Source organism: Chryseobacterium sp. II3a (assembly GCF_057815135.1).
The window spans coordinates 1-26892 of record NZ_JBYPZJ010000016.1; the positions used below are offsets into that span (position 1 = coordinate 1).

29 protein-coding genes are annotated in these 26892 nt (G+C 35.9%); 13 read left to right on the forward strand and 16 right to left on the reverse strand.

Annotated features, from left to right (window positions below; translation table 11 throughout):
- The 5 genes from AC3HD6_RS23025 to AC3HD6_RS23045 all read left to right on the forward strand — a co-directional run.
- On the forward strand, window positions 1-508 hold a 508-nt coding region (locus AC3HD6_RS23025; protein WP_488898443.1), incomplete at its 5' end, for a transposase.
- A 525-nt stretch (window positions 509-1033) separates the two neighbouring features.
- Window positions 1034-1942, forward strand: coding sequence for a DUF6268 family outer membrane beta-barrel protein (locus tag AC3HD6_RS23030; protein ID WP_488898444.1), 909 nt, complete (start codon window positions 1034-1036; stop codon window positions 1940-1942).
- Window positions 1923-3044, forward strand: coding sequence for a sensor histidine kinase (locus AC3HD6_RS23035; RefSeq protein WP_488898445.1), 1122 nt, complete (start codon window positions 1923-1925; stop codon window positions 3042-3044). Before AC3HD6_RS23030 ends, AC3HD6_RS23035 begins: the two co-directional genes overlap by 20 nt.
- The gene (locus tag AC3HD6_RS23040) at window positions 3041-3796 is read left to right on the forward strand and encodes a LytR/AlgR family response regulator transcription factor (protein ID WP_488898446.1); all 756 of its coding nucleotides are present in this window, start codon (window positions 3041-3043) and stop codon (window positions 3794-3796) included. Before AC3HD6_RS23035 ends, AC3HD6_RS23040 begins: the two co-directional genes overlap by 4 nt.
- A 266-nt stretch (window positions 3797-4062) precedes the next feature.
- The gene (locus AC3HD6_RS23045) at window positions 4063-4971 is read left to right on the forward strand and encodes a PhzF family isomerase (RefSeq protein ID WP_488898447.1); all 909 of its coding nucleotides are present in this window, start codon (window positions 4063-4065) and stop codon (window positions 4969-4971) included.
- A gap of 3 nt (window positions 4972-4974) precedes the next feature.
- Here the strand turns inward: AC3HD6_RS23045 and AC3HD6_RS23050 are convergent, their stop codons facing one another.
- Window positions 4975-5841, reverse strand: a complete 867-nt coding sequence (locus tag AC3HD6_RS23050) for a helix-turn-helix domain-containing protein (RefSeq protein ID WP_488898448.1) — start codon at window positions 5839-5841, stop codon at window positions 4975-4977.
- 341 nt (window positions 5842-6182) lie between these two features.
- On the opposite strand from AC3HD6_RS23050, the gene moaA reads away from it, so the two are divergent.
- From moaA to AC3HD6_RS23075, 5 genes are all read left to right on the forward strand, one after another.
- Window positions 6183-7172, forward strand: a complete 990-nt coding sequence (gene moaA / locus AC3HD6_RS23055) for a GTP 3',8-cyclase MoaA (RefSeq protein ID WP_488898449.1) — start codon at window positions 6183-6185, stop codon at window positions 7170-7172.
- 2 nt (window positions 7173-7174) lie between these two features.
- A complete protein-coding gene (locus tag AC3HD6_RS23060) occupies window positions 7175-8377 on the forward strand; it encodes a molybdopterin molybdotransferase MoeA (RefSeq protein ID WP_488898450.1) in 1203 nt (400 codons plus the stop codon).
- A gap of 220 nt (window positions 8378-8597) precedes the next feature.
- The gene (gene moaC, locus AC3HD6_RS23065; protein WP_488898451.1) at window positions 8598-9074 is read left to right on the forward strand and encodes a cyclic pyranopterin monophosphate synthase MoaC; all 477 of its coding nucleotides are present in this window, start codon (window positions 8598-8600) and stop codon (window positions 9072-9074) included.
- A complete protein-coding gene (locus tag AC3HD6_RS23070) occupies window positions 9055-9660 on the forward strand; it encodes an NTP transferase domain-containing protein (RefSeq protein ID WP_488898452.1) in 606 nt (201 codons plus the stop codon). Before moaC ends, AC3HD6_RS23070 begins: the two co-directional genes overlap by 20 nt.
- A gap of 335 nt (window positions 9661-9995) precedes the next feature.
- Window positions 9996-11036 carry a ThiF family adenylyltransferase gene (locus AC3HD6_RS23075; protein WP_488898453.1) on the forward strand — a complete coding sequence of 347 codons (1041 nt, stop codon included), beginning with the start codon at window positions 9996-9998 and terminating at the stop codon, window positions 11034-11036.
- A 144-nt stretch (window positions 11037-11180) separates the two neighbouring features.
- Here the strand turns inward: AC3HD6_RS23075 and AC3HD6_RS23080 are convergent, their stop codons facing one another.
- From AC3HD6_RS23080 to AC3HD6_RS23120, 9 genes are all read right to left on the reverse strand, one after another.
- Window positions 11181-11726 (reverse strand): DUF488 domain-containing protein, encoded by a 546-nt coding sequence (locus tag AC3HD6_RS23080; RefSeq protein ID WP_488898454.1) that lies wholly within the window; start codon window positions 11724-11726, stop codon window positions 11181-11183.
- 10 nt (window positions 11727-11736) lie between these two features.
- Entirely contained in the window at window positions 11737-12654 is a 918-nt protein-coding gene (locus AC3HD6_RS23085; protein ID WP_488898455.1) for a bestrophin family protein, read from the reverse strand.
- Window positions 12655-12685: 31 nt separating this feature from the next.
- Window positions 12686-13171 (reverse strand): molybdopterin-dependent oxidoreductase, encoded by a 486-nt coding sequence (locus tag AC3HD6_RS23090; RefSeq protein WP_488898456.1) that lies wholly within the window; start codon window positions 13169-13171, stop codon window positions 12686-12688.
- 18 nt (window positions 13172-13189) lie between these two features.
- Window positions 13190-15583, reverse strand: a complete 2394-nt coding sequence (locus AC3HD6_RS23095; RefSeq protein ID WP_488898457.1) for an FdhF/YdeP family oxidoreductase — start codon at window positions 15581-15583, stop codon at window positions 13190-13192.
- 22 nt (window positions 15584-15605) lie between these two features.
- Window positions 15606-15956, reverse strand: coding sequence for a DUF7009 family protein (locus AC3HD6_RS23100; RefSeq protein WP_488898458.1), 351 nt, complete (start codon window positions 15954-15956; stop codon window positions 15606-15608).
- 130 nt (window positions 15957-16086) lie between these two features.
- Window positions 16087-16959, reverse strand: coding sequence for a formate dehydrogenase accessory sulfurtransferase FdhD (gene fdhD, locus AC3HD6_RS23105; RefSeq protein ID WP_488898459.1), 873 nt, complete (start codon window positions 16957-16959; stop codon window positions 16087-16089).
- A 46-nt stretch (window positions 16960-17005) separates the two neighbouring features.
- Window positions 17006-17422: a molybdenum cofactor biosynthesis protein MoaE gene (locus AC3HD6_RS23110; RefSeq protein ID WP_488898460.1), complete on the reverse strand. Its 417-nt coding sequence runs from the start codon at window positions 17420-17422 to the stop codon at window positions 17006-17008.
- A gap of 79 nt (window positions 17423-17501) precedes the next feature.
- Window positions 17502-17744 (reverse strand): MoaD/ThiS family protein, encoded by a 243-nt coding sequence (locus AC3HD6_RS23115; protein ID WP_488898461.1) that lies wholly within the window; start codon window positions 17742-17744, stop codon window positions 17502-17504.
- Between the two features lie 19 nt (window positions 17745-17763).
- Entirely contained in the window at window positions 17764-18513 is a 750-nt protein-coding gene (locus tag AC3HD6_RS23120; RefSeq protein ID WP_488898462.1) for a sulfite exporter TauE/SafE family protein, read from the reverse strand.
- Window positions 18514-18723: 210 nt separating this feature from the next.
- Between AC3HD6_RS23120 and AC3HD6_RS23125 the strand changes: the two genes are divergently transcribed.
- A complete protein-coding gene (locus AC3HD6_RS23125) occupies window positions 18724-19650 on the forward strand; it encodes a Dyp-type peroxidase (RefSeq protein ID WP_488898463.1) in 927 nt (308 codons plus the stop codon).
- 67 nt (window positions 19651-19717) lie between these two features.
- Here AC3HD6_RS23125 and AC3HD6_RS23130 read toward each other — a convergent pair whose 3' ends face one another.
- The gene (locus AC3HD6_RS23130; protein ID WP_488898464.1) at window positions 19718-20359 is read right to left on the reverse strand and encodes a DUF1062 domain-containing protein; all 642 of its coding nucleotides are present in this window, start codon (window positions 20357-20359) and stop codon (window positions 19718-19720) included.
- A gap of 628 nt (window positions 20360-20987) precedes the next feature.
- On the opposite strand from AC3HD6_RS23130, the gene AC3HD6_RS23135 reads away from it, so the two are divergent.
- On the forward strand, window positions 20988-21689 hold the full coding sequence (locus tag AC3HD6_RS23135) for an SMI1/KNR4 family protein (protein WP_488898465.1): 702 nt from the start codon (window positions 20988-20990) through the stop codon (window positions 21687-21689).
- Window positions 21690-21810: 121 nt separating this feature from the next.
- On the forward strand, window positions 21811-22230 hold the full coding sequence (locus tag AC3HD6_RS23140; RefSeq protein ID WP_488898466.1) for an EamA family transporter: 420 nt from the start codon (window positions 21811-21813) through the stop codon (window positions 22228-22230).
- Window positions 22231-22367: 137 nt separating this feature from the next.
- Here AC3HD6_RS23140 and AC3HD6_RS23145 read toward each other — a convergent pair whose 3' ends face one another.
- From AC3HD6_RS23145 to AC3HD6_RS23165, 5 genes are all read right to left on the reverse strand, one after another.
- Window positions 22368-23312 (reverse strand): helix-turn-helix transcriptional regulator, encoded by a 945-nt coding sequence (locus tag AC3HD6_RS23145; protein WP_488898467.1) that lies wholly within the window; start codon window positions 23310-23312, stop codon window positions 22368-22370.
- 149 nt (window positions 23313-23461) lie between these two features.
- Window positions 23462-23779 carry a helix-turn-helix domain-containing protein gene (locus tag AC3HD6_RS23150; protein ID WP_488898468.1) on the reverse strand — a complete coding sequence of 106 codons (318 nt, stop codon included), beginning with the start codon at window positions 23777-23779 and terminating at the stop codon, window positions 23462-23464.
- A 110-nt stretch (window positions 23780-23889) separates the two neighbouring features.
- Window positions 23890-24318, reverse strand: a complete 429-nt coding sequence (locus tag AC3HD6_RS23155) for a transposase (protein WP_488898469.1) — start codon at window positions 24316-24318, stop codon at window positions 23890-23892.
- 173 nt (window positions 24319-24491) lie between these two features.
- Window positions 24492-25751, reverse strand: a complete 1260-nt coding sequence (locus tag AC3HD6_RS23160; protein ID WP_488898470.1) for a hypothetical protein — start codon at window positions 25749-25751, stop codon at window positions 24492-24494.
- Between the two features lie 549 nt (window positions 25752-26300).
- Entirely contained in the window at window positions 26301-26849 is a 549-nt protein-coding gene (locus AC3HD6_RS23165; RefSeq protein WP_488898471.1) for a hypothetical protein, read from the reverse strand.
- Between the last annotated feature and the right edge of the window lie 43 nt (window positions 26850-26892).

Genomic DNA, 26892 nt, shown 5'->3' on the forward strand with positions numbered 1-26892 from the left:
AGTTATACAACGAATGAACGTGCTGGCTAAATCCCGTGATACTTTACTATTGCAAAAAACGGCTTTGGAAAATCAATTAAGGGAAGCCAAAAGTCACGATGTGTATGTGTTTAAGCTATTGACCCAAGCCTTTTCAAAAACGCTGAAAACTCTTACCACATCTATAAAAACAATAGAAAATCAGCTTTCAGAGCTCATGGAAATCCAAGATAAGATTAAGAAAAACAAAGAACTTTTGATTTCCATTCCTGGAATCGGAACTCAATGTGCTCTTAATTTGATCATCATTACCAATAACTTCAAATCGTTTGATAACGCTAAACATCTGGCTTGTTATGCGGGAGTAGTTCCGTTCAAAAATCAATCAGGAACCATCGTAAAAAAAGAACGTGTATCGAAAATGGCGAATCAAAAACTGAAAAAGCTGCTTCATTTATCTGCCATGGCAAGTATACGAGCAGATAAGGAATTAAAAAACTATTTTCTGAGAAAAAGTAGAAGAGGGTAAAAATAAAATGAGTGTTCTTAATGCTATAAGAAACAAATTAGTACATCGAATAATGGCCGTAATCAAACGAAAACAACCATTTTTTCCAAAAGAAGAATTTTTATCAATAAAAAACACTTATAATACTTGCTTATTAACATAGAAATCTATGTGGTTTAAAAAATTCTAACCATAAATAGGTACATAGAATTTTGTTGGAAAACGCCAAGACGCTAATTTTCTTTTCCTTTCCACACGTTTTAAGGCGCAAAGATTTTATCTCCGATAAAATTGAGTACCGCTTATTTTTGCCACAAATGCACGAATGATTTTATTAGTGCATTTGTGGCATTTTCGATCTTATTCCAAGTGCTTAATTTCACAAAAAACCAATTTATAAGTGCATTTTCATTTCCAACAGTTAAAATTCATCTTAGAAATACTGCACTTCATCTATTTTATTCTACAGTACATCTTTTAACGTACTGAACTACAGTAAATTGAACAAATATTAAAGTTTCTTTGTGGTATCAAAAAAAGAAAATAATGAGAAAAAAATGGTTGATTATTGCTGCATTCACACAGACAGCTTATGCTTTTGCACAAATAGAACTGAGATCTGAATATCTACCTCAGCAAAAGTACATCAATGATAACGGAGATAAGACGGAGGGAAAAAGTTCAGTACTCACCACTACTTTCACAGCTACCATTCCTGTAAGTGTAAAACCATCAAACTATCAACAGCCTTCCCTATGGGCAGCAACGCTTAATGCTTCCTATACTTCATTCAGTAATGATGGAATAGCAGCTGAAGCTCTGCCTAAAGAAATGGCTTCGGCAGATCTTGGGGTAATGTATATGACGCCATTAAACGAAAAACTGATGTTCATTGGTGGAGCATCCGCAGGGATCTACTCTACCCATACCGATCTGAAAAAGTTAGATATGGATAACCTTGTGGTTAATGTATATTCCTCTTTTATATGGCAGCTTCGCCCTAAAATAAAACTTGGAGTTGCTCTTGTTGGAAATAATGCGTTTGACAAACCTATGCTTATTCCTTTCCCTTACTTCCAGTACCACAGTGAAAAAGCCCGTGGAATGGAATATCATGCTGAATTAAGCTATACTCCAAAATTTTCTGTAGGGTACAGATTTAATGAGGCATTCGCGCTGCGTATTGTTAACCGGCCCAAGTTTTTCTTGTCTCTTGCCAAGATCGAAGGACAAAAGAAATATTTCGACCATCATTATGTAAGTTTGGGAATGGAACCGGAATATAGTTTCAATAACTGGACAGTAAGCGGTGCTTTTGGTGCTAACTTCGGACGTACAGACCGTTATCGTGACAGAGAGCCTTCTCAATTTCTTAAATGGGGAAATGCAACTTTTGACCCTTCATTCTATGTTTCTGCAGGGATAAAATATAACTTTGCAAAAAGGCACAAATAAGAAATACCAACCTATTTTATACACTGAACTTCATATGGATCTTTCTGAAGTATTCCCCAATCAGGAAATGAAAACCAAAAGATATGTGCTTCCGCTCTATTATTTTTTGGTGACTACTCTATACACCATATACCAAATCATTTTTTTCAATACGATTTTGAAGAGCAGCATTCTTTCAAAAAGCAGTTTATGGGATAATTTTCTGCTTCAGTTTGCTATCTTCTATCCTATTGTTCTGGTGATGACGTTTCTGGATTATCTTTTGATTAAGTTTATTAATGAGATTACTCCACTGCACAACAGTTTATATAGACATGCTTCCGCTCTGTTTGTAAGTAATATCCTGTTATGTGCTCTTCTCTATATCATCTTCAGCTTCACAGTAACGGAGCTAATGGATGTGGGAATCCGACAGTCAATTTCTTATAAAACAAGCCTTATTCTCAATATTACTGCCAATTTGCCCATCCTTCTGGTCATTGATCTGCTGTTTTACTTTCAAGCGGAACGTAAAGCGATTAAAGCTACTGAAAAAGCTAAACGGGATATGCTGATGTATCAGTATAATGCATTAAGAGCACAGGTAAATCCTCACTTCTTATTCAATTCTCTGAATGTTTTGTCTTCTCTCATTTATGAAAATCAAGAACAGGCTAATAAATATACCAAAGCCTTATCACAGGTCTACAGACAGGTTTTATCTGTCAGTAAAAAGCCCCTGAATACTTTACAGGAGGAAATGCATTTCTTCCGGCAATATCTGTTTCTGATGGAAATAAGATTTGAAAATGGCTTTAAAATAGAAATTGAGCCTACTGAACAATGGGAACACCGTAAATTGGTCGCCTTCAGCTTTCAACTTCTTTTGGAAAATGCTTTTAAACACAATGTAAGTTCTGCTGCCAATCCTCTATTGATCTACATTTCTGTGGATGAAAACGGAATATCTTTCAGAAATAGAATATTTTTGCGGAATGATATCACCAAAGGAGAAGGAATTGGGTTATCTTTTCTGAATACACAATACGACCGTTATCATAAAAAACTCAGAATAATAGAAGAAGAGAATGATTTTATCGTCAAAATACCTTTCGTAGAATGAAAAAATATTTAATTATTGAGGATGAGCGCCTGGCATTTTCTGAACTGAAACGAATGGTAGAAAACCTTAGGCCAGATTATCAGTTATTGGGAAGAACAGAAAGTGTATTGGAATCTGTTGAGTTTTTGCAGGAACATAAACCTGATTTTATTTTGATGGATATCAGTTTATCAGATGGCAGCTGTTTTGAAATTTTTAATCCTATTAAAGTAGAGGTTCCTATTATTTTTACAACGGCTTACGATGAATATGCCATACAGGCTTTTAAAGTCAATAGCATAGATTATCTTTTAAAACCTATTTCTGAAGATGAGCTTGAGCGTGCTCTCATTAAGCTTGAAGACCTTCATTTTGACAAAGAACAAAAAGAAATAGGCATTCGGATGGTAGAATCTTCCCTGATGAAAAAGGTAAAAAACAGATTTCTTGTTCACTCCCGGGACGGATACCTATACGTGGAATCAAAAAATATTGCCTGCTTCTACAGTGAAGAAAAAGTAGTAATGCTGCATACATTTGATAACAAAAGATATATCATTAATTATACTCTGGATCAACTGGAAGGACAACTTACACAAGATCTCTTTTTCAGAGTTTCCCGAAATTGTATTGCTAATATTAAGGCCATTAAAGGAATTAGAAAAGTGGTGAACAGCCGCTTAGCTATTGATTTTGAGCCATCATGTCCCCATGAGATTGTGGTGAGCCGCGTACGGGTTCAAAACTTCCTTGAATGGTTAAATGATGACTAAATAAATACCATTAATGCACGAATATTTTTAATGCTTATTTGCTAATTTATTCCCTTTGTTCTTAGAACTATTCGTGTATTCATGACGATTTATATATTCTCGCAGATCACACAGATTTCGCAGATTTTTTTTAATACTTGGCTATTCAGCATTCAATTTTATCGCAGATAAAATCCTTGCGCCTTAAAAACGCCTTAAAAAAAATAGCGTCTTTGCGTTTCCCAACCAAATACATATACCTATCTTTATCCTGAATTTAATAAGTTATGATGAAGGAAGTAATCGTGTATCAAATTGATTCTTTTACAAAAGAAAAATTCAAAGGAAATCCTGCAGGCGTTGTACTAAACGCTGAAAGTCTGACAGCTGAGGAAATGCAGCTCATTGCAAGGGAACTTAACAATTCAGAAACAGCATTTGTGCTTACTCCTGATCAAAACGACGATTTTGATTATCATGTACGTTACTTTACTCCTACCACAGAAGTTCCTATTTGTGGACATGCCACCATTGGAGCCCTTTATGCCAAAGCTATAGAAGACAAGTTAGAATCCTGTACTATTAAAATCAACACTCAGGTTGGCATTTTACCTATCGACATTCTAAAAACAGATCATGATTATCAAATCACGATGACCCAGGGAAGTTTTAGTTTGAAACCTGCTTTTGAACCTTCCATAAATCAAAGAATTGTGGATGCCTTAGGCTTAAAGAAGGAAGATCTTAATGAAAAATGTCCAATACAGATTGCCTCTACAGGTCATTCTAAAGTGATGATAGGTATTAACAGCAGAACTTTACTGAATCATCTGACTCCTGATTTTACTGCTTTAGCCCATCTCAGCAAAGAAATTGGTTGTAATGGTTATTTTGTATTTACTTTTGATTCTGATGACAAAGACGTTTTAACCTATGGAAGGATGTTTGCCCCTGCCATCGGTATTCAGGAAGATCCTGTTACAGGCAATGCCAATGGACCTTTGGGTGGTTATCTTATTCAGAATAAAATCGTAGATGTTGCTGACGGAACTTTTGAATTTATCGGAAGACAAGGGGAAGCCATCAATAGAATCGGACAGATGAAAGTTGAGGTAAGTGTAAAAAACCATAGCCCGGAGATCATCAGAATTACAGGGAATGCGGTTCATGTATTCCGTACTGTGATGTCTATTTAATGCTTATTCGGAATCCGGCTTTGTTTCTTCCAGTTTCTTTCTGTAATTTTTTGGAGTAGATCCGGTTTTCACCCTAAATAAATAGGAAAAGTGAGAAAAGTTCTGAAACCCTAATTCAAAAGCGATCTCTTTAATGGATTTATCTGAACTATGGAGCAGATTTTTAGCTTCAAGAATAATTCTTTCTTTGATAAACTCAAGAGGTGATATTTTATACTGTTTTCTGCAAATAACGCCCAGATAATTAGGCGTAATGCATAACTCATCAGCATAAAAAGCCACATTCTTTTGAGTTTTATAATATTTGTCCACCAGCATATGAAAACGGAAAGCAAGGTTGTCCGGAGTGCTTAAGGCTTTATTTCCATAAGCATGTTCTACCCATAGATTGATAATAAGAGCTAAAAGCCTTACTCTTGCATTGATAAGTTCCGGAAATACAACATCAGCAGCAATTTCCTTTCTGATAGCATTGAACTCAAGACTGAACCTGTGATAGGTTTCATCATCAGGCGCTATCATTTCATATTTGCTGTAAGAGGAAAAAGTGAATTTAAGAGTTGGAGAAAAAGTCTTAAGGATTTCATCATTAATAATCAATCTTCTTCCAACTGTATCAGGAGCCAGTTCCCATTTGTATTCTCTTTTAGGAAGATGGATGAATAATTGCTGAGCTTTTAAACCATACTGATTCAGGCCGGTTGTGCATTTTCCACCCTCACATTGATCTAATAAGATAATGGTAAAACAGTTATCAGGAAAAAAATTAAGTGAATCACCACTGATCTCATCCTGAAAAACCACGTCAATTCCTTTGTTAAACACTTCTTCTACTGAATTTTTATTAATCAACTCTTTATCTATTATCATACCAACCTTTTCAATACTAATTTATGAAAATCTCTTATATATTGTTTTCAATGAACCTACAATACATTTTTTATTTCCTGTTGTTTTTAGCAGTGTGCAAAGATACAGTCTTCTGCTGCTTTCAGAAATATCAGAAACCGTGATAAGAATATCCTGTTTTCACATCATTGACGATACAAAAGGTGATCAAAAAGCAACAGAATGTAGCTATATCACTCTACATATCTTACTTTTAGCATGTATTACCCTACTTTTTAACAATTAATTTTCAATAGGGATATTTTTAGTTTATCGTTAAAACAATAAGTATATTTGTGTAAGGATCTTGTTCCTATACTCATATGTTAACAGACAAATTCGGAAGACCTATCAACTATTTGAGACTGGCCGTTGTGGACAGATGCAACCTTCGGTGTACTTACTGTATGCCGGAAAATGGACTTCCATGGATTAAACAGAATGATCTTATGACTGATGAGGAAATGCTCCGTATATGTTCTGTATTTACGGATCTTGGAGTAGATAAAATCAGAATCACTGGCGGTGAACCTTTTGTCAGAAAGAACTGTATCAGCCTTATTGAAAAAATAGCACAGCTTCATGGGCTTACTGATATCAGTTTAACCACCAATGGGCTTCTTACTGAGCAATACATCCCACAACTGAAATCATTCGGGGTAAAATCTGTTAACCTTAGCCTTGATACGTTGGATGAGGAACGTTTTTTCAACATCACCCGCCGTAAAAGCTTTGATAAGGTGATGAATACACTGGACAGTTTGTTGAAACACCAAATCAAGGTAAAAATTAATACAGTGGTAATGGATCAACAGAATATTGAAGATATTATTCCTTTGGTTGAACTTACTAAAAACCTACCGGTAGATGTCCGTTTTATTGAAGAAATGCCTTTCAATGGAAATAATGATTCTGAAGTTGCTCCCAAATGGAATTATCCTCAAATTTATAGCTATATCAAAGATCATTTTCCTGCTATAGAAAAAATGGCAGATCCTAAAAGTTCCACCTCTTACAATTATAAAATCCCTGGATTTATAGGAAATATCGGCATTATTGCAGCCTATACCCGTTCTTTCTGTGGAGACTGTAACAGAATACGCATTACTCCTTCCGGAATATTGAGGACCTGTCTGTACGAAGGCGGAGGAATTAATTTAAAAGATATGATTCGTTCAGGAAGTACTGACAACGAGTTAAAAAATATAATAATCAACAGCATACACCATAAACCCAAAGACGGATGGGAAGCAGAACAGCAGAGCCTTAACGCTTCATCTATTCATCAGTCGATGGCTACAATCGGAGGATAACTATGGAAATGATAACCGTACAACAGGCAGAAGACATTATACTTTCCCAAACGAATGATTTTGGAACCGAATATATTGCTTATGACCAGGCATTAGGAAGAGTTTTGGCAGAAGATCTTACCGCAGATCGGGATTTACCGCCTTTTGACCGACCTACTGTTGATGGAATTGCCATCCGTTATTCCGCCTATGAAAAAGGGAGTCGTTCCTTCCTTGTAAAAGCGATACAATCTGCTGGAGAAGCCTCAATACCTATTGAGTCGGAAACGGAATGTATAGAAATCATGACCGGTGCTGCTTTGGACTGTTCAGTAGATACTGTTATCCGGTATGAAGATATTTCAATACATAATGGAATTGCAACCCTTACTATTGATATTAAACAAGGACAGAATATCCACCTTAAGGGCAGAGATAAAAAAGAAGGAGAAATTCTGGTAAAAGCCAATCAGATTATTACTCCAGCCATTATTGGAATAGCTTCTTCCATTGGAAAAACCTCTATCGCCGTAAAAAAATTGCCTAAAATCATCATCATTTCTACGGGAGATGAAATGGTAAGCCCGGAATCTGTTCCTTCTCCTTATCAGTTAAGACGTTCAAACGGAATTACAATACAGTCTGTTTTAAAACAATACCATATTGAAGCAGATACTCTTCACCTCAACGATGATTATGAAGAGATTAAAAAAGAAATTTCCCGCTGCATCCAGGAATATGATGTTCTTTTGATGAGTGGCGGTGTATCTATGGGAAAATTTGATTATCTTCCTCAGGTTTGTGAAGAACTGGGGATTGAAAAGCTTTTTCACAAAATAAAACAAAGACCAGGAAAGCCATTTTGGTTTGGCAAAAATGATACACAGAAACTTGTATTTGCATTTCCGGGAAATCCTGTTTCGGTATTTATGTGTCTACACAGATACTTTATTCCGTGGCTGGAAAAGTCTTTGGAAATATCAGGAAACCCGCCTCAGTTTGCAGTATTACAGAATGATATTGAGGTACCTTTTTCGCTCCAGTATTTTGTTCAGGTGAAATTGGGGACAAATGAATTGGGGCAGCTCACTGCTGAATCGGTAAATACAAATGGTTCAGGAGATTTTTCCCACCTTGCGGATACTAATGCTTTTATGGAACTTCCTTTGGAAAAGAACACCTTTAAAAAAGGAGAAGTATACCGGGTATGGAAATATAATAACTAAAATAACGTATAAAATACCACGAATGCACGAATACAATGCATAAAGTATAACTTCTAAAAGCCTATGTATCTAGGTGGTTCAAAAAAATAATTAAACCACATGGGCACATAGATGATCATGCAAAAATAGCTGAATATATTATTCAATTAAAAAAGCATGTAAATAGAAATTCTTGAATTCGTGGCCCAAAAACACCGCATCTGTGGTTAAAAAAGAAGATATGTCAGAATTTACTCATCTTAATAAAAACGGACAGCCTGTTATTGTAGATGTTGGTGGAAAATGTGTAACCAAAAGAAAAGCTGTTGCACAAGCCATAATCTCTTTGCCTGAAAATGTATTGGAAGCTTTACAACAGGACGATTTCAACACAAAAAAAGGGTCTGTATTCCAGATTGCCATTATCGCAGGAATTATGGGAGCTAAAAAAACGAGTGAGCTCATTCCTCTTTGCCATCCCATCGGACTTGATAACTGTAATTTACAGATAGAACTGAACGAGCAAAACGATATTGTCATAGAATGTACTGCCAGCATAGAATCTAAAACAGGAGTAGAAATGGAAGCTCTTACTGGTGCCTCTGTTGCAGCACTGACTATTTATGACATGTGCAAAGCATTAAGCCATGATATTATTATCAAAGAAATAAAATTAATAGAAAAATCAGGTGGAAAAAATGATTTCAAAAGAGTCTGATGCCGTTCCTAAAATTAATGGTCTTGTTCTCGCTGGTGGAAAGAGTGTAAGAATGGGAAAAGCTAAAGATCTTCTTCAATGGCATGGAAAAGAACAGCGTTATTTTGCGGCAGATCTTCTGGCTCCATTTTGTGATGAGGTTTTCATCTCCTGCAGACAGGATCAGTTGGAAAACTTTGATCCCAATTATAAAGCTCTTACCGACACATTCCTGAATATGGGACCTTTTGGCGGAATCCTCTCAGCACTACGTTCTCAAAGAGATAAGGCATGGTTGGTGGTAGCTTGTGATCTTCCTTTACTGGATCCAAAATCTTTGGAATTCTTAGTACAGTCACGAGATCCTGAAAAAGCTGCAACTACTTATGAAAGTCCTTTTGATGGATTGCCAGAACCTTTAATCACTATTTGGGAGCCTAAAAGCTATCCTTTGCTGCTTCAATTTCTGGGAATCGGAAATATGTGTCCGCGAAAGGTTCTAATCAATAGTGATACATTGATTTTGAAACCTCATAATCCAGATGCTTTAATGAATGTGAATACGCCTGAGGATGCTGAAAAAGCTCACCGGATTCTAAAAAGTTAATTTTGTTGGAAAACGCAAAGGCGCCAATTGTTTTCTTCTTTGTGTTTTCAAGGCGCAAGGATTTTATCTGCGATAAAATTGAATACTGTATTCTTGTGAATATAATTTTATATCTCGCAGATGATGCAAATTAAGCAGATGATTGTGAAAAATCTGCGCCATCTGCATGATCTGCGAGGGAATATTAAACGCCACGAATGCACGAATAAGACTATCAGATGTAATGATTAGAATCAAGAATTCTTATAGATAAATTAATAGAAATAAACAGAATCGTAAACATTAAAAAATTTGTGCATTCATGGCTAAAAGAAAAGTAAAAAAAGAAACAAACTATGAGTACATCTTTTGAACGTTATCAGTGTCAGATGGCTTTACCGGGATTTGGTATGGCATCCCAGGAACTGTTGAAAAATGCAAAAGTTCTTATTGTGGGTATGGGTGGACTTGGCTGTCCTACGGCCCAATATCTTACTTCTTCCGGTATCGGTACAATTGCTATTGCAGATGATGATATTGTTTCTTTGAGTAATCTCCATCGTCAGATTTTATACAGTCCTGAAGATGTAGGAGCTTATAAAGTTGATGTTGCAGCCAAAAGATTACAACAACAAAACCCTTCTGTATCCATTATTCCCTATAAAGTACGCATCACTTCTTCCAATGTGATGGAACTGATTTCAGAATTTGACCTCATCATTGAGGGAACAGATAATTTTGAAACCAAATGTCTGTTGAATGATGCCTGTGTTTTAGCAGGAAAACCTTTGGTGTATGGAGCTATTTATCAAGATGAAGGTCAGGTAAGCATCTGGAATGTTTTACAAAAAGATGGTACTTATTCTCCTAATTATCGCGATGTTTTCCCCAATGCGGAAGAATCTCAGGTTCCTAACTGCAGAGAAGGTGGTGTAATTCCTACTTTGGCCGGAATTGTAGGCTGTATGCAGGCTAACGAGGCTATAAAATACCTCATCAGGTCTGAAGAAACTTTAGCCGGAAAACTATGGATGATGGATGTCATGAATGGCAGAACCCAAGTCATTAAACTTAGAAAAACTTCTGTTCAGATCACCGCTCTTCCACAGACTGTTCAGCTTGTAAGTTATGAAGAATTTATACCAAATCAGAAAAACTTTGAAATTATAGATGTACGAACAAATGAGGAACATCAACAGTTTAATATTGGTGGAAAAAATATTCCACTGGATGAATTGGATAAGCACATCCCTTTTCTTTCTTCGGTTTCAACCCCTATAGTGATGTACTGCCAGTCCGGTAAACGAAGTAGGGAAGCTGTGAGAAAAATTAAAAAAATGTTTCCTGAAAAGGAAGTGTTTTCTTTACAAAATGGTATTGATGGGATACAACCATAATTTTCACCCACTAAGTTTTATTTTAAAACATAGATTCACTTTAGAAATAATTGATTCTTTCTCTTTATTCTTAGCCTATGTATCTATGTGGTTTATATTTTTACCACATAGATACATAGGTTTTATCTGCCACCAATATTTTTTTTAGTCAAATAAACTTGCATCTGAATAGAAAACCTTTCCGTCACTGATTCTTGCAGGTGCTGTGTAGGGATGTTCTTCTGATTTTCCAATCTTCATAATATGTTCTACGTCCCATCCTTTTGCTTTTAGATAATCTGAGATCATTGATCTGTGACAGCTCCACCATACAGCTTCTGAGCACATGAATGCAGTTGTTTTTAATCTTGCTATTGTTTCAAGTTTTTTAATGGCTTTAATGAATTCTTCAGACTGCATATAATCAGCATAACCACGGAAAGATTCATTTTTCCAACGGCTGTTGACTGAATTGGGCTGTACTTTTCTTCGTCCACCCAAGGTTTCAAAATGGATATATTCAATAGAATTTTCAGGCAATACTTTCTCCAGATTTTCTTTACTGAACCACGGATATCTCTTTGAACCGGCAAATCTGCGTACATCAGCAAGAACTTCAATGTTGAATGATTTCAACATCTCCATAAATTCTTCCAAAGAACGAGTAGAGTGTCCTATCGTATAAATAGCTGTTTTTTCCAAAGATTCCATAGGTCTGTAATTAGTCTATGATATTGTGTTTTTCTTTCTTAGAAACAGTAAATTCTTCTCCTGCCATTTCATGAATGGTTTCATCAATCATTACAGACATACTGTTCAGAGCTAAATCATTGGCTTCTGTACCAAACGGTTCTTCAATTTCATCTGCTATGGCCTCAAATGCCACGAATGTATAGGCCACAAACACAACAATAAGCGGGGTAAACCACCTTAGTGTATCTACCAATCCAAACGGCAAAAGGAAACAGTAAATATATACGGTACGGTGCAATAAAACGCGGTAACTGTAAGGAAGCGGTGTAGAAACAATCCTTTCACACCCTCCTACAATATCGGAAAGTTTATCAAAATTTTCATCAAAACGAGTCTGTTGAATGGTATCTATACTTCCTTCTTCTTTTGCTTTCTGAACCCATTCTGCCAAGAATCGCATAATGACAGCCGGTTTATACTTTGCAGCAGAAACTATTTTTAACTGATCCTCATTCAATCTTTCTTTTAGATCTTCATGAGCATCTGTACCTCTCAGCTGATGTTTCAATGCGAAAATAAAAGCACCTAATAATGTGATAAATTCAGATACAGAAACACTGCTTTCTTTTCTATTTTTCAAGGTTAAAGCCTGGCGGGTTAAGGAACGCGCAGTATTTAATAAAGCGCCCCACAATTTACGTCCCTCCCAAAATCTATCATAGCTGGCGTTATTCTTGAATCCTAAAAATAAAGCCAGTACAAACCCGAATAGCGTTAATGGTGCCGGATTAAGCGGAATTTTAAAGGAAAAAATAACCCCTCGCAGATAAACTACGCCCAATGATAAAATAAAAAGCAAAAAAAGACGCGGCAACAGTCCAGGCAAAACTGAACCATGCCAGACAAAAAGCATTTTAAACCAATGTTCCTTCTTCCTTATAATCATACCGTTTGTTGTAAAGCCTTTATTTAAAATTTTATTTTCTGATCTGTCCTATTACCAGAGATTCCAATTGATAAGAGCTGCGTGCAGGTTTTTTCTCGCCTTCTGCAACGATGCGAAGCGGACCTTTTGACTCTGCTAAAGGTTTCCCATCCATCGTATCTGCTACAATAACATTTTTATCTGCAATGGAAGCATCCAGCTCAGCCAATGAAAACAAAACCTGATATCCGTCTGTACATTTTGCCAGCAGATATTTTGAGATATTTTCACCGTGAAGTTCCTTTCCTGAAGGAGCACCAGCCTTTGCAAGAATATCGCGGATAGAAACTCCAGTATATATATGGGTTTTTCCATCTTTATCTTTAAGAGAGGCTTCTTTTCTCGGCATCTTTGATAAATCATTCAGACTCAGTTCTAAAGGAGTAGGAACTTCCCCACTCACTTTCAATTTGAATCCGGACTGACAATATACCCAACCGGAAAGCAATAACAGCGCTACAGGCAGTATTTTTTTCATACAACAATATAAGAATAATTATGGTCTTTGAATGGCTCCCTGATATAACATTTCATCTACTTTTTTATACACTTCAGGGTCGTGTTTTTTAATCTTGATTTTCACATATTTGGAAGCCGGCATATTACTTTCCTTTACCACATTATTTACGGATACTAAAACATTGGTCTCCGGAAAATAGGTCACTGTATTTTTTTCAGGAATCTGATAAGAAACAATGATAAACAGAGGAGCAACTCTTTCTATTCCGTCATCATAGTTGAAAAGATCTACCTTATCACCTGCTTTAAACCCTGCTTTATCAATATCTTTTTGGTTCATGAATATAACGCGGCGCTCATTTTTAATTCCACGATAACGGTCATCTAATCCATAAATGGTTGTGTTAAACTGATCGTGAGTACGGGTTGTAGCCATCATATATTCATCATGAGCCAGTGTATTATCTGGGATTTCCGTTAAAGTAAACGGAGCTCGTCCCCCAAATTCCTTAGCAAAACTCTGGTGATCTCTTGCAGCATTGGGAAGATAGAATCCTCCTTTTTGTCTGACACGAACATTATAGTCTGTAAAACCAGGGATACATTGCTCAATATCATCTCTTACGGCATCATAACTATTATGGAAACGTTGCCAGTTCACCACAGAACGATCCCCTAAAGTAGCCATAGCCATACGGCATACGATCTGAGTTTCATTAATAAGATTATCTGAAACGGCATCTAACATTCCTTTTGAACTCTGAACAACGCCCATTGAGTTTTCAGTGCTGATGATCTGTATCTCTCCATTAACGATATCTTTGTCGCTTCTTCCGTAAGTGGGAAGTATTAGAGCTTCTTTTCCGTGAACTAGATGTCCCCGGTTCAGTTTAGTGGAAACGCACACCAACAGATTAAGTTTTCTCAAAGCATTTGCCGTATAGGTTGTATCCGGAGTTGCAGAAAGGAAATTTCCGCCCATACAGAACATTACTTTTATTTTTTCTTCATGAATGGCTTTTATGGCACGCACTACATCATATCCATGTTTGCGGGGAACTTTAAAACCATAGAAATTTTCAAGACGGTCAAGCTGTTCATCCGTAGGTTTTTCATCAATCATCATCGTTCTGTTTCCCTGAACATTACTGTGACCTCTTACAGGACAAACTCCTGCTCCCGGTTTACCAATACTGCCTTTCAGTAAAAGGATATTCAGTATTTCACGGATCATATCTACCCCATTAGGCTGCTGGGTAAGCCCCATTCCCCAACTCACGATAATTTTCTTTTTGAAAGCCATCATTTCTGCTGCCTGGCGAAGCGCTTCCTGGGATACTCCTGAAAGTTCAGCCAGTTCTTCCAATTTGTACTGGTCAAACTGCTTCATGAAGTCCTCATATCCTACTGTTTTATTTTTAATGAAATCTTCATCAAAAACTTTACCTGGATTTTGTTTTTCAAATTCAATTAAAAGGATTTCCAGGGCTTTCAATAAAGCCATATCTCCATTAATCTTTACAGGTAAATAAAGATCTGCAAGCTGTACACCACCGGTAAGGACTTCTCTCACGCTCTGAGGGTTAATAAATCCCATCAACCCTGCTTCAGGTAATGGATTGATCGCTATGATTTTAGCTCCATTTTTCTTTCCCTTTGCCAAAGCACTCATCATTCTTGGGGCATTGGTTCCTGGATTTTGTCCAATGATTACAATCACTTCGGCATCATAAAAATCTTCCAGAGTTACAGTTCCTTTACCAATTCCTATGGTTGGGCGGAGTGCTGAACCTGAAGTTTCATGACACATATTGGAACAGTCAGGCATATTATTCGTTCCGAATTCTTTCGCAAATAACTGATAAACAAAAGAGGCTTCATTACTTGTTCTACCAGATGTATAAAAAGCTGCCTGATCCGGAGATTCCAGTGCATTGAAATGTTCTGCGATCTTTTTGAAGGCATTATCCCAACTGATAGGTTCATAATGAGTTGCTCCGGGAGCCAGATACATCGGATCAGTAAGTCTTCCCATTTTTCCGATCTGATAATCATCTAATTTCGCCAGATCATATACAGAATTCTGTTTGAAAAACTCAGGAGTTACTTTTTTAGTTGTAGCTTCTTCTGCAAGAGCTTTCGCTCCGTTTTCACAGTATTCTCCAAGGACAGAACGTTCATCATCAGGATCGGGCCAGGCACAACTTGGACAATCGAAACCTCCCATCTGATTCATTTTGAACAGAGCTCTCATACCCCGAACTGGTGTTTTTTCTTCAAATAAATCACTAAAAGCAGCCATTACAGCTGGAACTCCTGCAGCCGCTTTTTCTACGTGTGTTAGCTTAAGGTCAAGTAAAGTGAATGGATTCTCAGCATTGGGTTCTCTGCTGATTTCTTCTTCTACTTTCTTTTTATTATTGTCTTCCATAACCTTTTATTTTGTAAAGTGATTAACATTTAAGATTGGGATTCGGGTAGTTGTCGCTTTGATCTTCCATCGTATTGTCTATACATACAAAGTCTTTTTCCACCAAAAGCTTTACCAGCCCTACCTGACCGTCAAATCCAACAATATCTGTAGAGATCCACTCTTCTACCATGGCTTCCGGCATTTTCATTACCATTCTATTTTCAATGAATACCGCAGACAGTGTAGTATCAGTTGTCTTTTCTATGGCATAGATAAAGGGACGGTCTACAAATTCTGTAAAACTGGAAACTATTCCGTTTTTTCCTAATTCTGAAACTTCGGATTGGGTTAAACGAAATCTGATGGAATTGTCTTTTATTCTTATTTTCATTAGTTTCTTTTTAATTATTAATTCGCTTTATCTATACACCTATGTGGTAAAAATATTTTTTTTAAACCACATAGATACATAGGTTTGTAGATGTATTTAATCTTATTCGTGCATTCGTGGCCTTTAAAATTTACTTTTCAACGATTTTGTGAAAGCTGCTTTCGTTATAAATATTAAATCTGTTGTCTCTAAGAAATCCTAACAGCGTCATATCAAACTCTTTTGCTATATCTACTGCAAGGCTGGATGGGGCTCCAATTGCTGCCACTATGGTAATTCCAGCCATCGCCGCCTTCTGAATAAGTTCAAAGCTAGCCCTGCCACTAAGTACTAAAATCTTATCTTTCAGAGGAAGCTGTCCTGTGAATAATGCATGGCCAATCAGTTTATCTAGTGCATTGTGTCTTCCTACATCTTCCCGTAAAGCCAACAACTGTCCATTAAAATCGAAAATTCCTGAGGCATGAATTCCTCCAGTAGCACTGAAATTATTCTGAAAAGACTTCAGATTATCAGATAACTGATACAAAACATCAAATAATAAGATACGTTCTTCATGTTTGATATCCTGAAAAGTACTTACGGTTTTTATAGATTCGATGGACCCTTTTCCACATACTCCACAGCTGGATGTAGTATAAAAATTCCTGTCAGCATTTTGAAGGTGGGGAGTAAAATCTTCAGTCAATTCCACTTCAATGATATTTTCCCGGTTTCTGGAACATTCTGCCTGTGGATGATCTATATTCTGAATCTGATGGTCTCCGGAAATTATTCCTTCGGTGAATAAAAAACCGGCTGCCAGTTCGGCATCATTACCGGGAGTTCTCATGGTCACAGAAATATTCTTAGTAATCCTTTGGTCTTTTGGACCATAAGAAATCCGGATTTCCAGCGGTTCTTCTACAGAAAGATCATCAGAATAGGGAAAACTCTTATTTTCTTTTACTTTGATAATATCTATCTTCTGTACAGATTTATTTTCTAATGTATTGGTTTTCATATCTGAATAATCTGTTATAGTAAATATACTAATTTTCGTTCTTTAATTATGGGTGTGCTGAAACCCATTCTTCACCATCTTCAAAAATCTCTTTTTTCCATATAGGAACGGTTTTCTTTATGGTATCAATAATATAACGGCACGCATCGAAAACAGCATCCCGATGCCCATCACTCACCACAATAATTACCGCAACCTCACCGGGAAATAAAATTCCAATACGATGATGTACCACAATATTACGCACGGAAAACAATTCTATAGCCTGATGTATAATTTTCTTGATTTCTTTTACCGCCATAGGTTGATAACCTTCATATTCCAAACGGATGACAGGTTTATTTTTAGTAATATTGCGGACGGTTCCTATAAATGTTGCAACGCCTCCACTGCTCAAGTCCTGAGCCAGAGTAAGGCATTCTGTTATATCTAATGCATCTTCTGTTATTCTGATGTCAATCATTTCTTTTCATTTTTGACTTTAATTCCACAAAGTTTTTTTGCCACGAATGCACGAATATTTTTTTGAATATTCATAAAGATTATCCACCACTTACTGGGGGAATAATTGCTATTTCGTCTGTATTTACAATGATCTGATCGTCCTCAGCGTATTCTTCATTTACTGCAATGAAATAGGATTTCAACTTTATGAGTGATGGGAAGTCTTCTTCCAATTTTTCTTTTAATTGCCTAATGTTCAAATCATCCTGAACTTCCAATTCTTTTTCTGATGCTCCGAAAATATCTTTCGTTATTCCAAAAGCTAATATTTTAAGTTTCATTTTATTTTTCAACAAGTTTTTATAAATATTTCATCAGGACATTTATTCCGGCCACTAATACCAGAACTGCTGTCATTCTTTTTATCACCAGAGGATTCCATTTCAGGGACATTCTGGAACCTATCTGCCCGCCTATCAAAACTGCCAGACATAAGCTTAAAATTCTGAAATAATCCATCTCCACAGACAGTTTCGATAATTGTCCGAAAATGCCCGACACAGAATTCACCAATATAAATACACTGGAAGTAGCAGCTATTTTTCTTGGCGTATCCCATTTCATCAGATTCAATAAAGGGGAAAGAAAAATTCCGCCTCCAATACCTACCAGCCCGGATAAAAAACCAATTCCACCTCCCAAAAGACTGTTTCCAAAGATTGCAGATTTTGATTCCTGCTGCATCTTTTCTTCGTTTATAGTGTCTGTTTTAATCCATAATAAGATGGCTGCTATGATAAGAGTGGCTCCTAAGATCAGGAAAAAGGTTTCCTGGCTTATTTTCAGTATGGCTCCCAAATAAGCCATGGGAACACTTACCAGCGTTATGGGCAGCACTTTTCTCCAATTGATCTGTTTATTTTTAACATAGATGTATACTCCTCCCACTACAACAATAACGTTACAGATTAATGCTGTTAAACGGATTTCCTGATAAGGCAGGCTATACATGGCCAATACAGCCAGATAACTGGAACCACCGCCAAATCCTACGGACGAGTATACAAATGCAATAATCAAAAACAGCAGAAAAATCTCCCAATGGCCCATATTATTTTATTGACGGTTTATTTTATTACAATAATACTCATTTTAGAGCTTGATTACGGATAGAAAATCTAAAAGTCTCTGCAGTAATTTGTGAAAAAAATGTCATAAATTGTTTATCTCAGAAATAAAGTGGTGTGGTACGATTATCATTTATTAAATTTGATTCATTAGAAACAGTAAAAAATGCCCGCAAACGAAACACAAAAAAACATGAATTCTCAGAATGTCACTGATTATCCTAACAACAATACCTACTTTCTGGTCTGGAATTTTAAAAAGGATGCAGATCCTGCAAAAATTAAATCTGTATTCCAGAGAATCTGTGCTTTGGTTACGAATCTGAATAATTCGGCTTTGGACCGTTTTCCGAATTCTAAAGCAAGCTGTGTGATGGGAATCGGCTACGAAGCATGGCTACAACTTGAGTTACCCAGTCCGATGCCTAAAGAATTTAAAAAATTTGAAGAGATAAAAGGCAGTAAATATACTGCGGTAAGTACAAGAGGAGATCTTCATTTTCATATCCGTTCTGATGAAAAAAGTTTAGCGTATGATATGGCTTCTACGATTTCTGATTTCATGACTGAAATTGCAGACTGTATTGTAGAAGTACAGGGATTCCGTTATTGGGACAGCAGATCCATTTTAGGCTTTGTGGATGGTACGGAAAATCCACATGGGAAAGACCGTGATTATTTTGCCATTATTGGAGATACAGATCCTGAATATGAAGGCGGAAGTTATCTTTTTGTTCAGAAATATATCCATAATATGAATGCATGGAAATCTCTTTCTGTTGAAGATCAGGAGAAAGTGATTGGAAGATCCAAAGAACAGGATATTGAAATGGATGATGAGGTAAAACCTAAAAACTCACATATTGCTCTGGCCAATGTAGGAGATGATTTCAAAGTAGTGAGAGACAATATGCCTTTCGGGAACGTTTCCACAAATGAAATGGGAACTTATTTTATCTGTTATGCCAGCACCTTCAGTACTGTAGAAAAAATGCTGACGAATATGTTCATTGGGGATCCTACAGGGAATTACGACCGAATTTTGGATTTCAGTACGGCCCAGACAGGAACTTTATTTTTTGTTCCTTCAGCGGATATGCTGGATGAGTTTTCTGGATAAATCTATTCATATAACTTATAAAATAAATGGACCATTTCAAAGGAAGTGGTCCATCTTTTATTCGGATTTATTCCTTCAGAATAACTTCAACCTGTTTTTCTTCATTGTACAGGATATTCATCAGTTTATCTCTATGAATCCTGATCACAGCTCCGTTCTGAACTTTATGTTTTTTCTGTAATGGTCTTCCATTAACGAAAACAGCATCAGCGTCAATCAATTGATTCATTTTGTTTGATGAAAGATTTAAGCAGGCTCTGATTACCGTTGATAATCTAAGATTAAATTCAAAAGGACAACTGATTCTAAAACTCAGCATTTCACTATCTGAAGCCATCATCTGCTCCAGCGGAATCTCATCAAACTGAATTTCATATTCCACACTGTCTAAATCTGCTTCTGCATTATTTTTTCTTCTTGTTTCATGGGAAAAGGCATATTCCCAGGCAAGATCGGTATCATTTTCTGAAAACCTGTTAAAAATTTCCTTGCTGATAGATTCGGTTCTTATCCTGGAAAACAGGGTCATATTGTATCGGTTGTGGCATTTTACGCATCGGTAAATTAACCAGATATCGATATTCTTTTTTTGGGCATTCAGTCTGAATTTATCACTACAGTAAAACCTATCGCTGTCACAATGATTGCATTTCTTTTTCAAAAGGGGGCTGTTCTGGGCTTTTACTGCCCAAGTATACTCTATACTCATTATAATTTGTGCTTAATAATATTCTTTAGTAATTTTTCCCCTATTATCCACGCATTACAAGAGCCTGTACAAAATATACTGAATAGAAGTACACTCAACTATTCCCTTCTGAACAATAAAATTTTCAAAATAGAAATAGCAGATACAGTTGCCTCATTGGCAATGCAATAAAAATAATAGGGTTAAATGAAAACCTGTTCAGGTAGAGTTACCCGAACGAAAGAATTATTAGCCTGCGGTTTTTGGAGGCTAATATTAAGCGATAACAGGTTTAAGAGTTGTTCTCAAAACAGATTGTTTACTTGGTTGGGATAAAATTAATTAATTCTGGACAAAAACAAAGAATTTTATTCACTTTTTATTTAAAAATCAAAATTACAGTATAGCATTCATAAACAAAATTGATATCATTTCCTTGAAACGGAATGTTTTTTCATAAACGCAAAGTTGATTTTTAATTATGATGAATTTTGAGGGAGCTAAGAGAGTAATCGATTTTCAATCGATTTGATGAAGCGTGCTGGTAAGGCCTGGAATATGATAACAGTTCTAATATAAAAACAGAGGAAAGCAGCATGAAGTCAATAAAAAGCTGCAAATTTGCTTCTATTCAATAAAAACATGTATCATGAACATGAATTATCTCGAAAAAATAGAACGTTTATACCAATTATCTCAGGATGAATCTGCTGGTTTTTCAGAAACAGAAATTACAGCAGCTGAACAATCCCTGAATCTCAAATTTCCGGATGTTCTTCGTGAGTATTATCTTGCTATCGGCAAAAATGAAGTAGTCAATAATTCGTACAACAGGCTTCTAAGTCCTGAGGCTATTTATTTTACTAAAGACAGATATCTTGTATTCTATGAAGAGAATCAAGGGGTTGTACAATGGGGAATCAAAGAAGCCGATCTTCCTCTTGAAAATCCTTCTGTGTGGGGAAATTATGATACGGTTTATGAATCCGACTGGCAGCAGGAAACAAAAACACTTGAAGATTTTTTTCTATCTATGTCTATATATAACGGAACCTTTGGCGGACTTCTCTATAATGCCAATTCTTTTTTATCTGTAGATACAGAAACCGTAAAAATTATACAGCAAAATTGGTCTGAAATTCTTGAAATTTCCTGGGAGAGACAAAAAATTTATACTGACGATTATTTAGAAGTCATTAGTCTTTCGTTTGATGAAGCGGATCAATGTACTGCTGTTTTTGTGGGTACCTCTATGGAAGAAAGATTTAAAAAAATACTGGATATTCCTGATATTGACTGGTCGTATACTTCCTATGAAGATATGGATGATGAGTATGAAGAGGAAGATTAACAAATTAGATAGAAATCATATTAAGCCATTAGATCAAGGAAAAACTCAACATTATTTTGTAGCTTAGATTTCAGTATTATAGAGCGTTATTATTTTAATCAATCATTTAAAACTAGGCCGTATGTGGTGGGTATATGCAATTCTTTCAGCATTTTTTGCTTCACTGACTGCTATTTTTGCCAAAATAGGGATTACAGGAGTAAATTCGAACCTTGCTACCGCTATCAGAAGTGTGATTATCCTAATGGTAGCATGGGGAATTGTTTTAGCACGGAGTGAATACAAAGGCATCCCTGCCCTTTCCCGTCATAATCTTATTTATCTTGTAGTTTCCGGGCTGGCAACGGGGCTTTCATGGATATTTTATTTTAAAGCTCTGCAGATTGGTAAAGTGACCCAGGTGGCTCCTGTTGATAAATTAAGTGTTGCTTTAACGATTGTTCTTTCCGTTATATTTCTTGGGGAATCTCTTACTTTAAAAACAGCAATTGGAGCTTTATTGATTATTATAGGCACTGTGGTTTTGATCTTTGAGCAGTAGTCATTTTCTAATGAGAATATAAAGGAGGAGGCCTGAAGAGAAAGGTTGGTGAATATTATTTTCGGGCGCTAAACCACTTCGTTTAGCAAAGAATATCATCATAATACGGATACAGTTTTATAAATCATTATTCAACACTATACTGTGTCAATCCATTTGTAAAGATCAACATCAGCAGAGATTCCAAATGATTTTCTGAGTCTGCTTTTCCTGGTTTGAATAGTACGTACTGCAAGGTGATTATACTCCGCAATATCTTTTGTTGTGAAACCTAGTTTAATCAAAGCACAAAGCTTAAATTCGTCTGCGCTCATATCAGTATTAAGTTTCATGAGGTTATCATATAAATCAGGAAACATTTGTTTAACTTTAGGAATGAAGGCAATATCATCATTCATAGCCAGCTTTACAATGCCCTCAAGATCTATCTGGTCCTTATTATTCAGTTTTGCCCTCATGTCAGCAATAATCTTTTCACTTCTCAGTGCCTGTTGGTATAGTTTCACTATTTTAAACTGTTTTGAAAGTATGAAGTATCCCAGGATACTCACTCCTAAAAACACCTGTAAAAAGGTAATCAGTCTTTGGTTTTCTGAAAACAGTACATTATCTGCCCCTTCAACGGCAAATATTCTGAAATCATAATAATGGCTGATACTGAAAAGAATAAGTACAGAGAGATACACAATCAGATTATACCATACTGTCTTTTTGGAATTAAAAATAAACAGCGAGGCCAGCATAATGACAAAATAATATAATGAAAGACCATTTCCAAAACCTGTAGTGGAAGAAAAGAAGAAAACCAGCAACAGCAAAAGTTCAAGGCTAAACAAAGTCACAAAATGATTGTACCGCAATTTTGTAAAAAAGAAAAGGAAGAGATAAAATATTCCCAGCGCCGATAAAACAAAAAAGTTGATCTTCAATCCGAATATCAGATCTCTGCAGCCGTTAAACAACAGAACAGCTCCGATGGAAAATGCAAATAAATTCATTCTCTGAGCTTCAATACGCTCAAGCGGACCTGTATTGGGAGCAATATGTCTGTTCGCTATATAATCCCAGATTTTTCGAAACATAATTTATAGAATTGAGCAAAAAACATGAAATTCAATACAAAAATAATTAAAATGCTTTTATATTTTATTCAAATGGTCAATTTTAATTAAAAGTATATTTATAAAATTCTCCTGTTATATTAAAAACTGCTTGATTGTTACAAAGTCATTTACACCCAAAAGATCTTTTTCCATTTTGCGATGGTATTCCTGCTTAGTTTAAAATGATGGGCCAGCTGAGTATTATTCAGTTTATTTTTTTTCTGATAATCCAGAATTCTAAGAACATCTGTTCTTTTATAAGAATGATATTGACTGTTTTTCTTTTCAGAAGCTCCAAAAATAATAGTGTTAAGTTTCAGAATATCTAAGGCTAAAAGTTCATCTTTCAACAATAAATATTCGCACAGATCATATTTATCAGGATATTTAATTGTAATGATATCTTTGTAAATCTGTTTAAAATCAGGTTGTATATATTTTTCCATATTCTGTTGCAATATATTAATGGATTACTGTTTTAGGAACAGTATCAATGTCTATATAAAATACCTTTTTACTGCCATATCAGCCAATGTCAACAAAATTTCACAATAACTTACCGGCTGTATTTACCTATCCATTTATGGAGAGTTGTTTTAGGAATTTTATATCGTATAATAATTTCTTCCCTCGTCATTTCACCATTTTTTATTTGTTCAAGAATAAAATCTATGACTTCTCTGGTATAAATATTTTTGCGAAACTGGGGCAATCCCGTTTTTTTACCTTCGGATAGAGTATTCTTAATTTTAGGAGAAGTAGGAGCATAAAGAATCAAATGTTGAGTATAGATTCTAAAAAAATCATATTCCAAGAGTTTACTCCATTTAAGTAGAATTTCAGTATCCAGACTGATGCGGGTATACATTTCACCTACCTCTTTTTCAGTACAGTGAAAAAAATTACAGATACGGGATAATTCTATATTGCTCTCGGAAACAGCAATTTTAATCAGGTTTCCTATATGAATGTTTTTATAATTCATATTTATTTTTTCTTTTAAATACCAGTACCCAGAAAGGAAACAGTATTTATTATCGGTTTGTGTTTTTTTTAATAGGTCAACTAGGTCTGTAAAAAATATTTTGATAGTTCTTATTCTTATCAGACAGGATATTTAAAAGTTCCGGCGGGGCGGAGCCCCGCCGGAACTAAACATTAGGAAGACATTCTCTGTGCTGTAATATGAATGCGTCTGATATTATTGGCTGCAATAGTATCATTTAAATTATCTACATACACAAAAATGGTTAATCGATACCAAATTCCATCAATAGCCAGGTCTATGGTTTCTATTTCCTGAGAATCATCAGTACTGCTTGTAGAAGTTATAGGGGTAGAACTGCTGTTCATATTATCACCCCAGTTAAGATAGATCCCGTTATCCGTTTCCACATACCCTCCAGGAGCGACTAAAATATTGGCTCTACGGAAACGGTCTACACTGGACAATGCCGAATACCACATTTTAACATTACTAGAGGAAACATTCACTAATCTAGGATTATAGGTCACCCCACCCGATCCTGTATTAGAACTTGATAAGAAACTAAGATCAAGCCTGACTTTTCCGCCTAAAATAGGTGGATTCGAAATCATCGTGCTTAGCAAGCCTGTTGTGGTTGCCGAAACTTCATAGGTGAAAAACTGGTATTCTCCCGGGCTTAGCTTTTTGCCTCCGCCTACTTCAGCATTACATGTCTGTCCCCCGATGGAGATAGGAAACACCGTTGTATTAGGACTAGATACCGTGGGGGTTCCGGAAATGGTATAGATTAAAGTACCTGATCCTTGTGCAAAATTCCCTTGGGTAATGGTTGCGGTAAGTCCGTTTACCGGTCCTAAGGTCTGTGCAGCATATATTCCGCCGTTTCCACCAGTGTAAGGAATAGTCATTGTTCCTTGAAAAGCAGTACCAGCTGTATAGGTTAGCGGGTCAAGATTAGCATCAGTACATCGCAAAGCTCCTATAGTACCCTGCTGCAATGAACGTCCATCCAAAGGTCTCCATTGAGTACCATCCCAATATACATATCCGGCATAGCTAAATGTAGATTGTGTTCCCAGATTATAAACCAATAATCCGGTAGCAGGATTCGGAATTGTAGAGGAATCGTTGTAGGCCGTTAAAGCTACTCTTGGCCCCAGAAAACCTTTCTGTTTTCCTGATACCAATTGGCTCACATTAAGCTCTAATATTGCTGACAGATCAGGAGATGTAGTTCCTACTCCTACACTTCCATCAGCCATTACAGCAAAATCATTGGCTTGCTGCCCTACTGTAGGACTTCCTATTGTACTATTGTCTTTTTTTCCATCAATATTAAAGATTCCCTGAGGATTAGGTGTATTGATGCCAACCTGTGAATAGTTGAGTGAGTAAGCCATTACAAATAATGGTAGTAGATACTTTTTCATTCTGTGTTTATTGTATTTAAATTGAGTATTACAATGGTTTTAGCCAAAGAAGTTTTCTGCTATATAGAGTATATTGAATACTTTTTCATAACTCGAGACTGCTTTTTCTAAACACCTATTGATCGATTAAAATTTCAATGCAAGATTAGAGTTATTCTGTCCACAACCCAAGAAAACCTATACGCTACAGATACACTACAAGTTCATCATAAGATACGTCACAGATACGTTCGCTATCAAATAACAAAACACAAAACATTGAAAAACAAACAATTATACTTAAGTATGCTAATTTTTAAAAAAATTAAGAATCTTTAAAGTGGAGTTTAAAAATAAACGCTCCATGAAGCTTGTTCATAGAGCGTTTTATTCCATATATTCTTTAAAATAAAATTTCAGAAAGAAAACGTCATTCAGAATCGGGAAAAGTATTGTAATATTTTAAAACAGGAAAAATATGGATCTGAAATGAGAGCAAAGCTTTAGTTTTACTATTTATGCTTTCAAAGTAACCAGAATGAGTCTTAATCATTAAAATATTATTTTTTACTATTTCCATTCCCAATTCAATTCTTCATGATAGGGAATTTTCTGGCTGCTACAGATTTCATGGAAATAGTTTTTTAGCTCCATAAGATCGTGAACCTGTTTCTTGGGAAATATCAGATAGCTTCCTGCATTCATCTTAATAAAAAAATTTTCACCGGTCTCTGAAATCCATTCAAAATGAGTTATTGCATGTTTAGCCTCAAGCTGAGCATTTTTAATCAGAATATACTCTTTATTGAATTCTACATCAAAAGTATTGGCTACACTACTTTTATATTGCTTTCCCAAAGCAATGGTTGTATAATAACGTTTATAGTAACGGCTTGCAAATTTTGGATAAATCAGATAAAAAAGGCCGCCTACAATAAGCATTGCTACGCCTAATATGGGTTCGAAAAGCATCATCAACAGCCCGATTACGGCAATCATTCCGGCAAAAATGTAGCCACTTACCTTTTTTGACTGTTTCACTTCATCTGATTTTGAGGCTTCGTAGAGTAAACTGTCCAACATTGTTTTTTCATTAAAGCTCAGTGTCATTGTATTCATGGTAGATTGATTAGATTTATAATTTTAATTTCCTAAAAATACC

Coding starts and splice junctions, on each gene's coding strand:
- AC3HD6_RS23130 (WP_488898464.1), bottom strand. CDS start 20,359: ATGAGTATAGAGTATACTTGGGCAGTAAAAGCCCAGAACAGCCCCCTT.
- AC3HD6_RS23115 (WP_488898461.1), bottom strand. CDS start 17,744: ATGAAACTTAAAATATTAGCTTTTGGAATAACGAAAGATATTTTCGGA.
- AC3HD6_RS23040 (WP_488898446.1), top strand. CDS start 3,041: ATGAAAAAATATTTAATTATTGAGGATGAGCGCCTGGCATTTTCTGAA.
- AC3HD6_RS23080 (WP_488898454.1), bottom strand. CDS start 11,726: ATGGAATCTTTGGAAAAAACAGCTATTTATACGATAGGACACTCTACT.
- AC3HD6_RS23120 (WP_488898462.1), bottom strand. CDS start 18,513: ATGGGCCATTGGGAGATTTTTCTGCTGTTTTTGATTATTGCATTTGTA.
- fdhD (WP_488898459.1), bottom strand. CDS start 16,959: ATGAAAACCAATACATTAGAAAATAAATCTGTACAGAAGATAGATATT.
- AC3HD6_RS23140 (WP_488898466.1), top strand. CDS start 21,811: ATGTGGTGGGTATATGCAATTCTTTCAGCATTTTTTGCTTCACTGACT.
- AC3HD6_RS23125 (WP_488898463.1), top strand. CDS start 18,724: ATGAATTCTCAGAATGTCACTGATTATCCTAACAACAATACCTACTTT.
- AC3HD6_RS23110 (WP_488898460.1), bottom strand. CDS start 17,422: ATGATTGACATCAGAATAACAGAAGATGCATTAGATATAACAGAATGC.
- AC3HD6_RS23165 (WP_488898471.1), bottom strand. CDS start 26,849: ATGAATACAATGACACTGAGCTTTAATGAAAAAACAATGTTGGACAGT.
- moaC (WP_488898451.1), top strand. CDS start 8,598: ATGTCAGAATTTACTCATCTTAATAAAAACGGACAGCCTGTTATTGTA.
- AC3HD6_RS23030 (WP_488898444.1), top strand. CDS start 1,034: ATGAGAAAAAAATGGTTGATTATTGCTGCATTCACACAGACAGCTTAT.
- AC3HD6_RS23060 (WP_488898450.1), top strand. CDS start 7,175: ATGGAAATGATAACCGTACAACAGGCAGAAGACATTATACTTTCCCAA.
- AC3HD6_RS23050 (WP_488898448.1), bottom strand. CDS start 5,841: ATGATAATAGATAAAGAGTTGATTAATAAAAATTCAGTAGAAGAAGTG.
- AC3HD6_RS23085 (WP_488898455.1), bottom strand. CDS start 12,654: ATGATTATAAGGAAGAAGGAACATTGGTTTAAAATGCTTTTTGTCTGG.
- AC3HD6_RS23075 (WP_488898453.1), top strand. CDS start 9,996: ATGAGTACATCTTTTGAACGTTATCAGTGTCAGATGGCTTTACCGGGA.
- AC3HD6_RS23100 (WP_488898458.1), bottom strand. CDS start 15,956: ATGAAAATAAGAATAAAAGACAATTCCATCAGATTTCGTTTAACCCAA.
- AC3HD6_RS23145 (WP_488898467.1), bottom strand. CDS start 23,312: ATGTTTCGAAAAATCTGGGATTATATAGCGAACAGACATATTGCTCCC.
- AC3HD6_RS23150 (WP_488898468.1), bottom strand. CDS start 23,779: ATGGAAAAATATATACAACCTGATTTTAAACAGATTTACAAAGATATC.
- AC3HD6_RS23070 (WP_488898452.1), top strand. CDS start 9,055: ATGATTTCAAAAGAGTCTGATGCCGTTCCTAAAATTAATGGTCTTGTT.
- AC3HD6_RS23095 (WP_488898457.1), bottom strand. CDS start 15,583: ATGGAAGACAATAATAAAAAGAAAGTAGAAGAAGAAATCAGCAGAGAA.
- AC3HD6_RS23135 (WP_488898465.1), top strand. CDS start 20,988: ATGAACATGAATTATCTCGAAAAAATAGAACGTTTATACCAATTATCT.
- AC3HD6_RS23155 (WP_488898469.1), bottom strand. CDS start 24,318: ATGAATTATAAAAACATTCATATAGGAAACCTGATTAAAATTGCTGTT.
- AC3HD6_RS23160 (WP_488898470.1), bottom strand. CDS start 25,751: ATGAAAAAGTATCTACTACCATTATTTGTAATGGCTTACTCACTCAAC.
- moaA (WP_488898449.1), top strand. CDS start 6,183: ATGTTAACAGACAAATTCGGAAGACCTATCAACTATTTGAGACTGGCC.
- AC3HD6_RS23045 (WP_488898447.1), top strand. CDS start 4,063: ATGATGAAGGAAGTAATCGTGTATCAAATTGATTCTTTTACAAAAGAA.
- AC3HD6_RS23090 (WP_488898456.1), bottom strand. CDS start 13,171: ATGAAAAAAATACTGCCTGTAGCGCTGTTATTGCTTTCCGGTTGGGTA.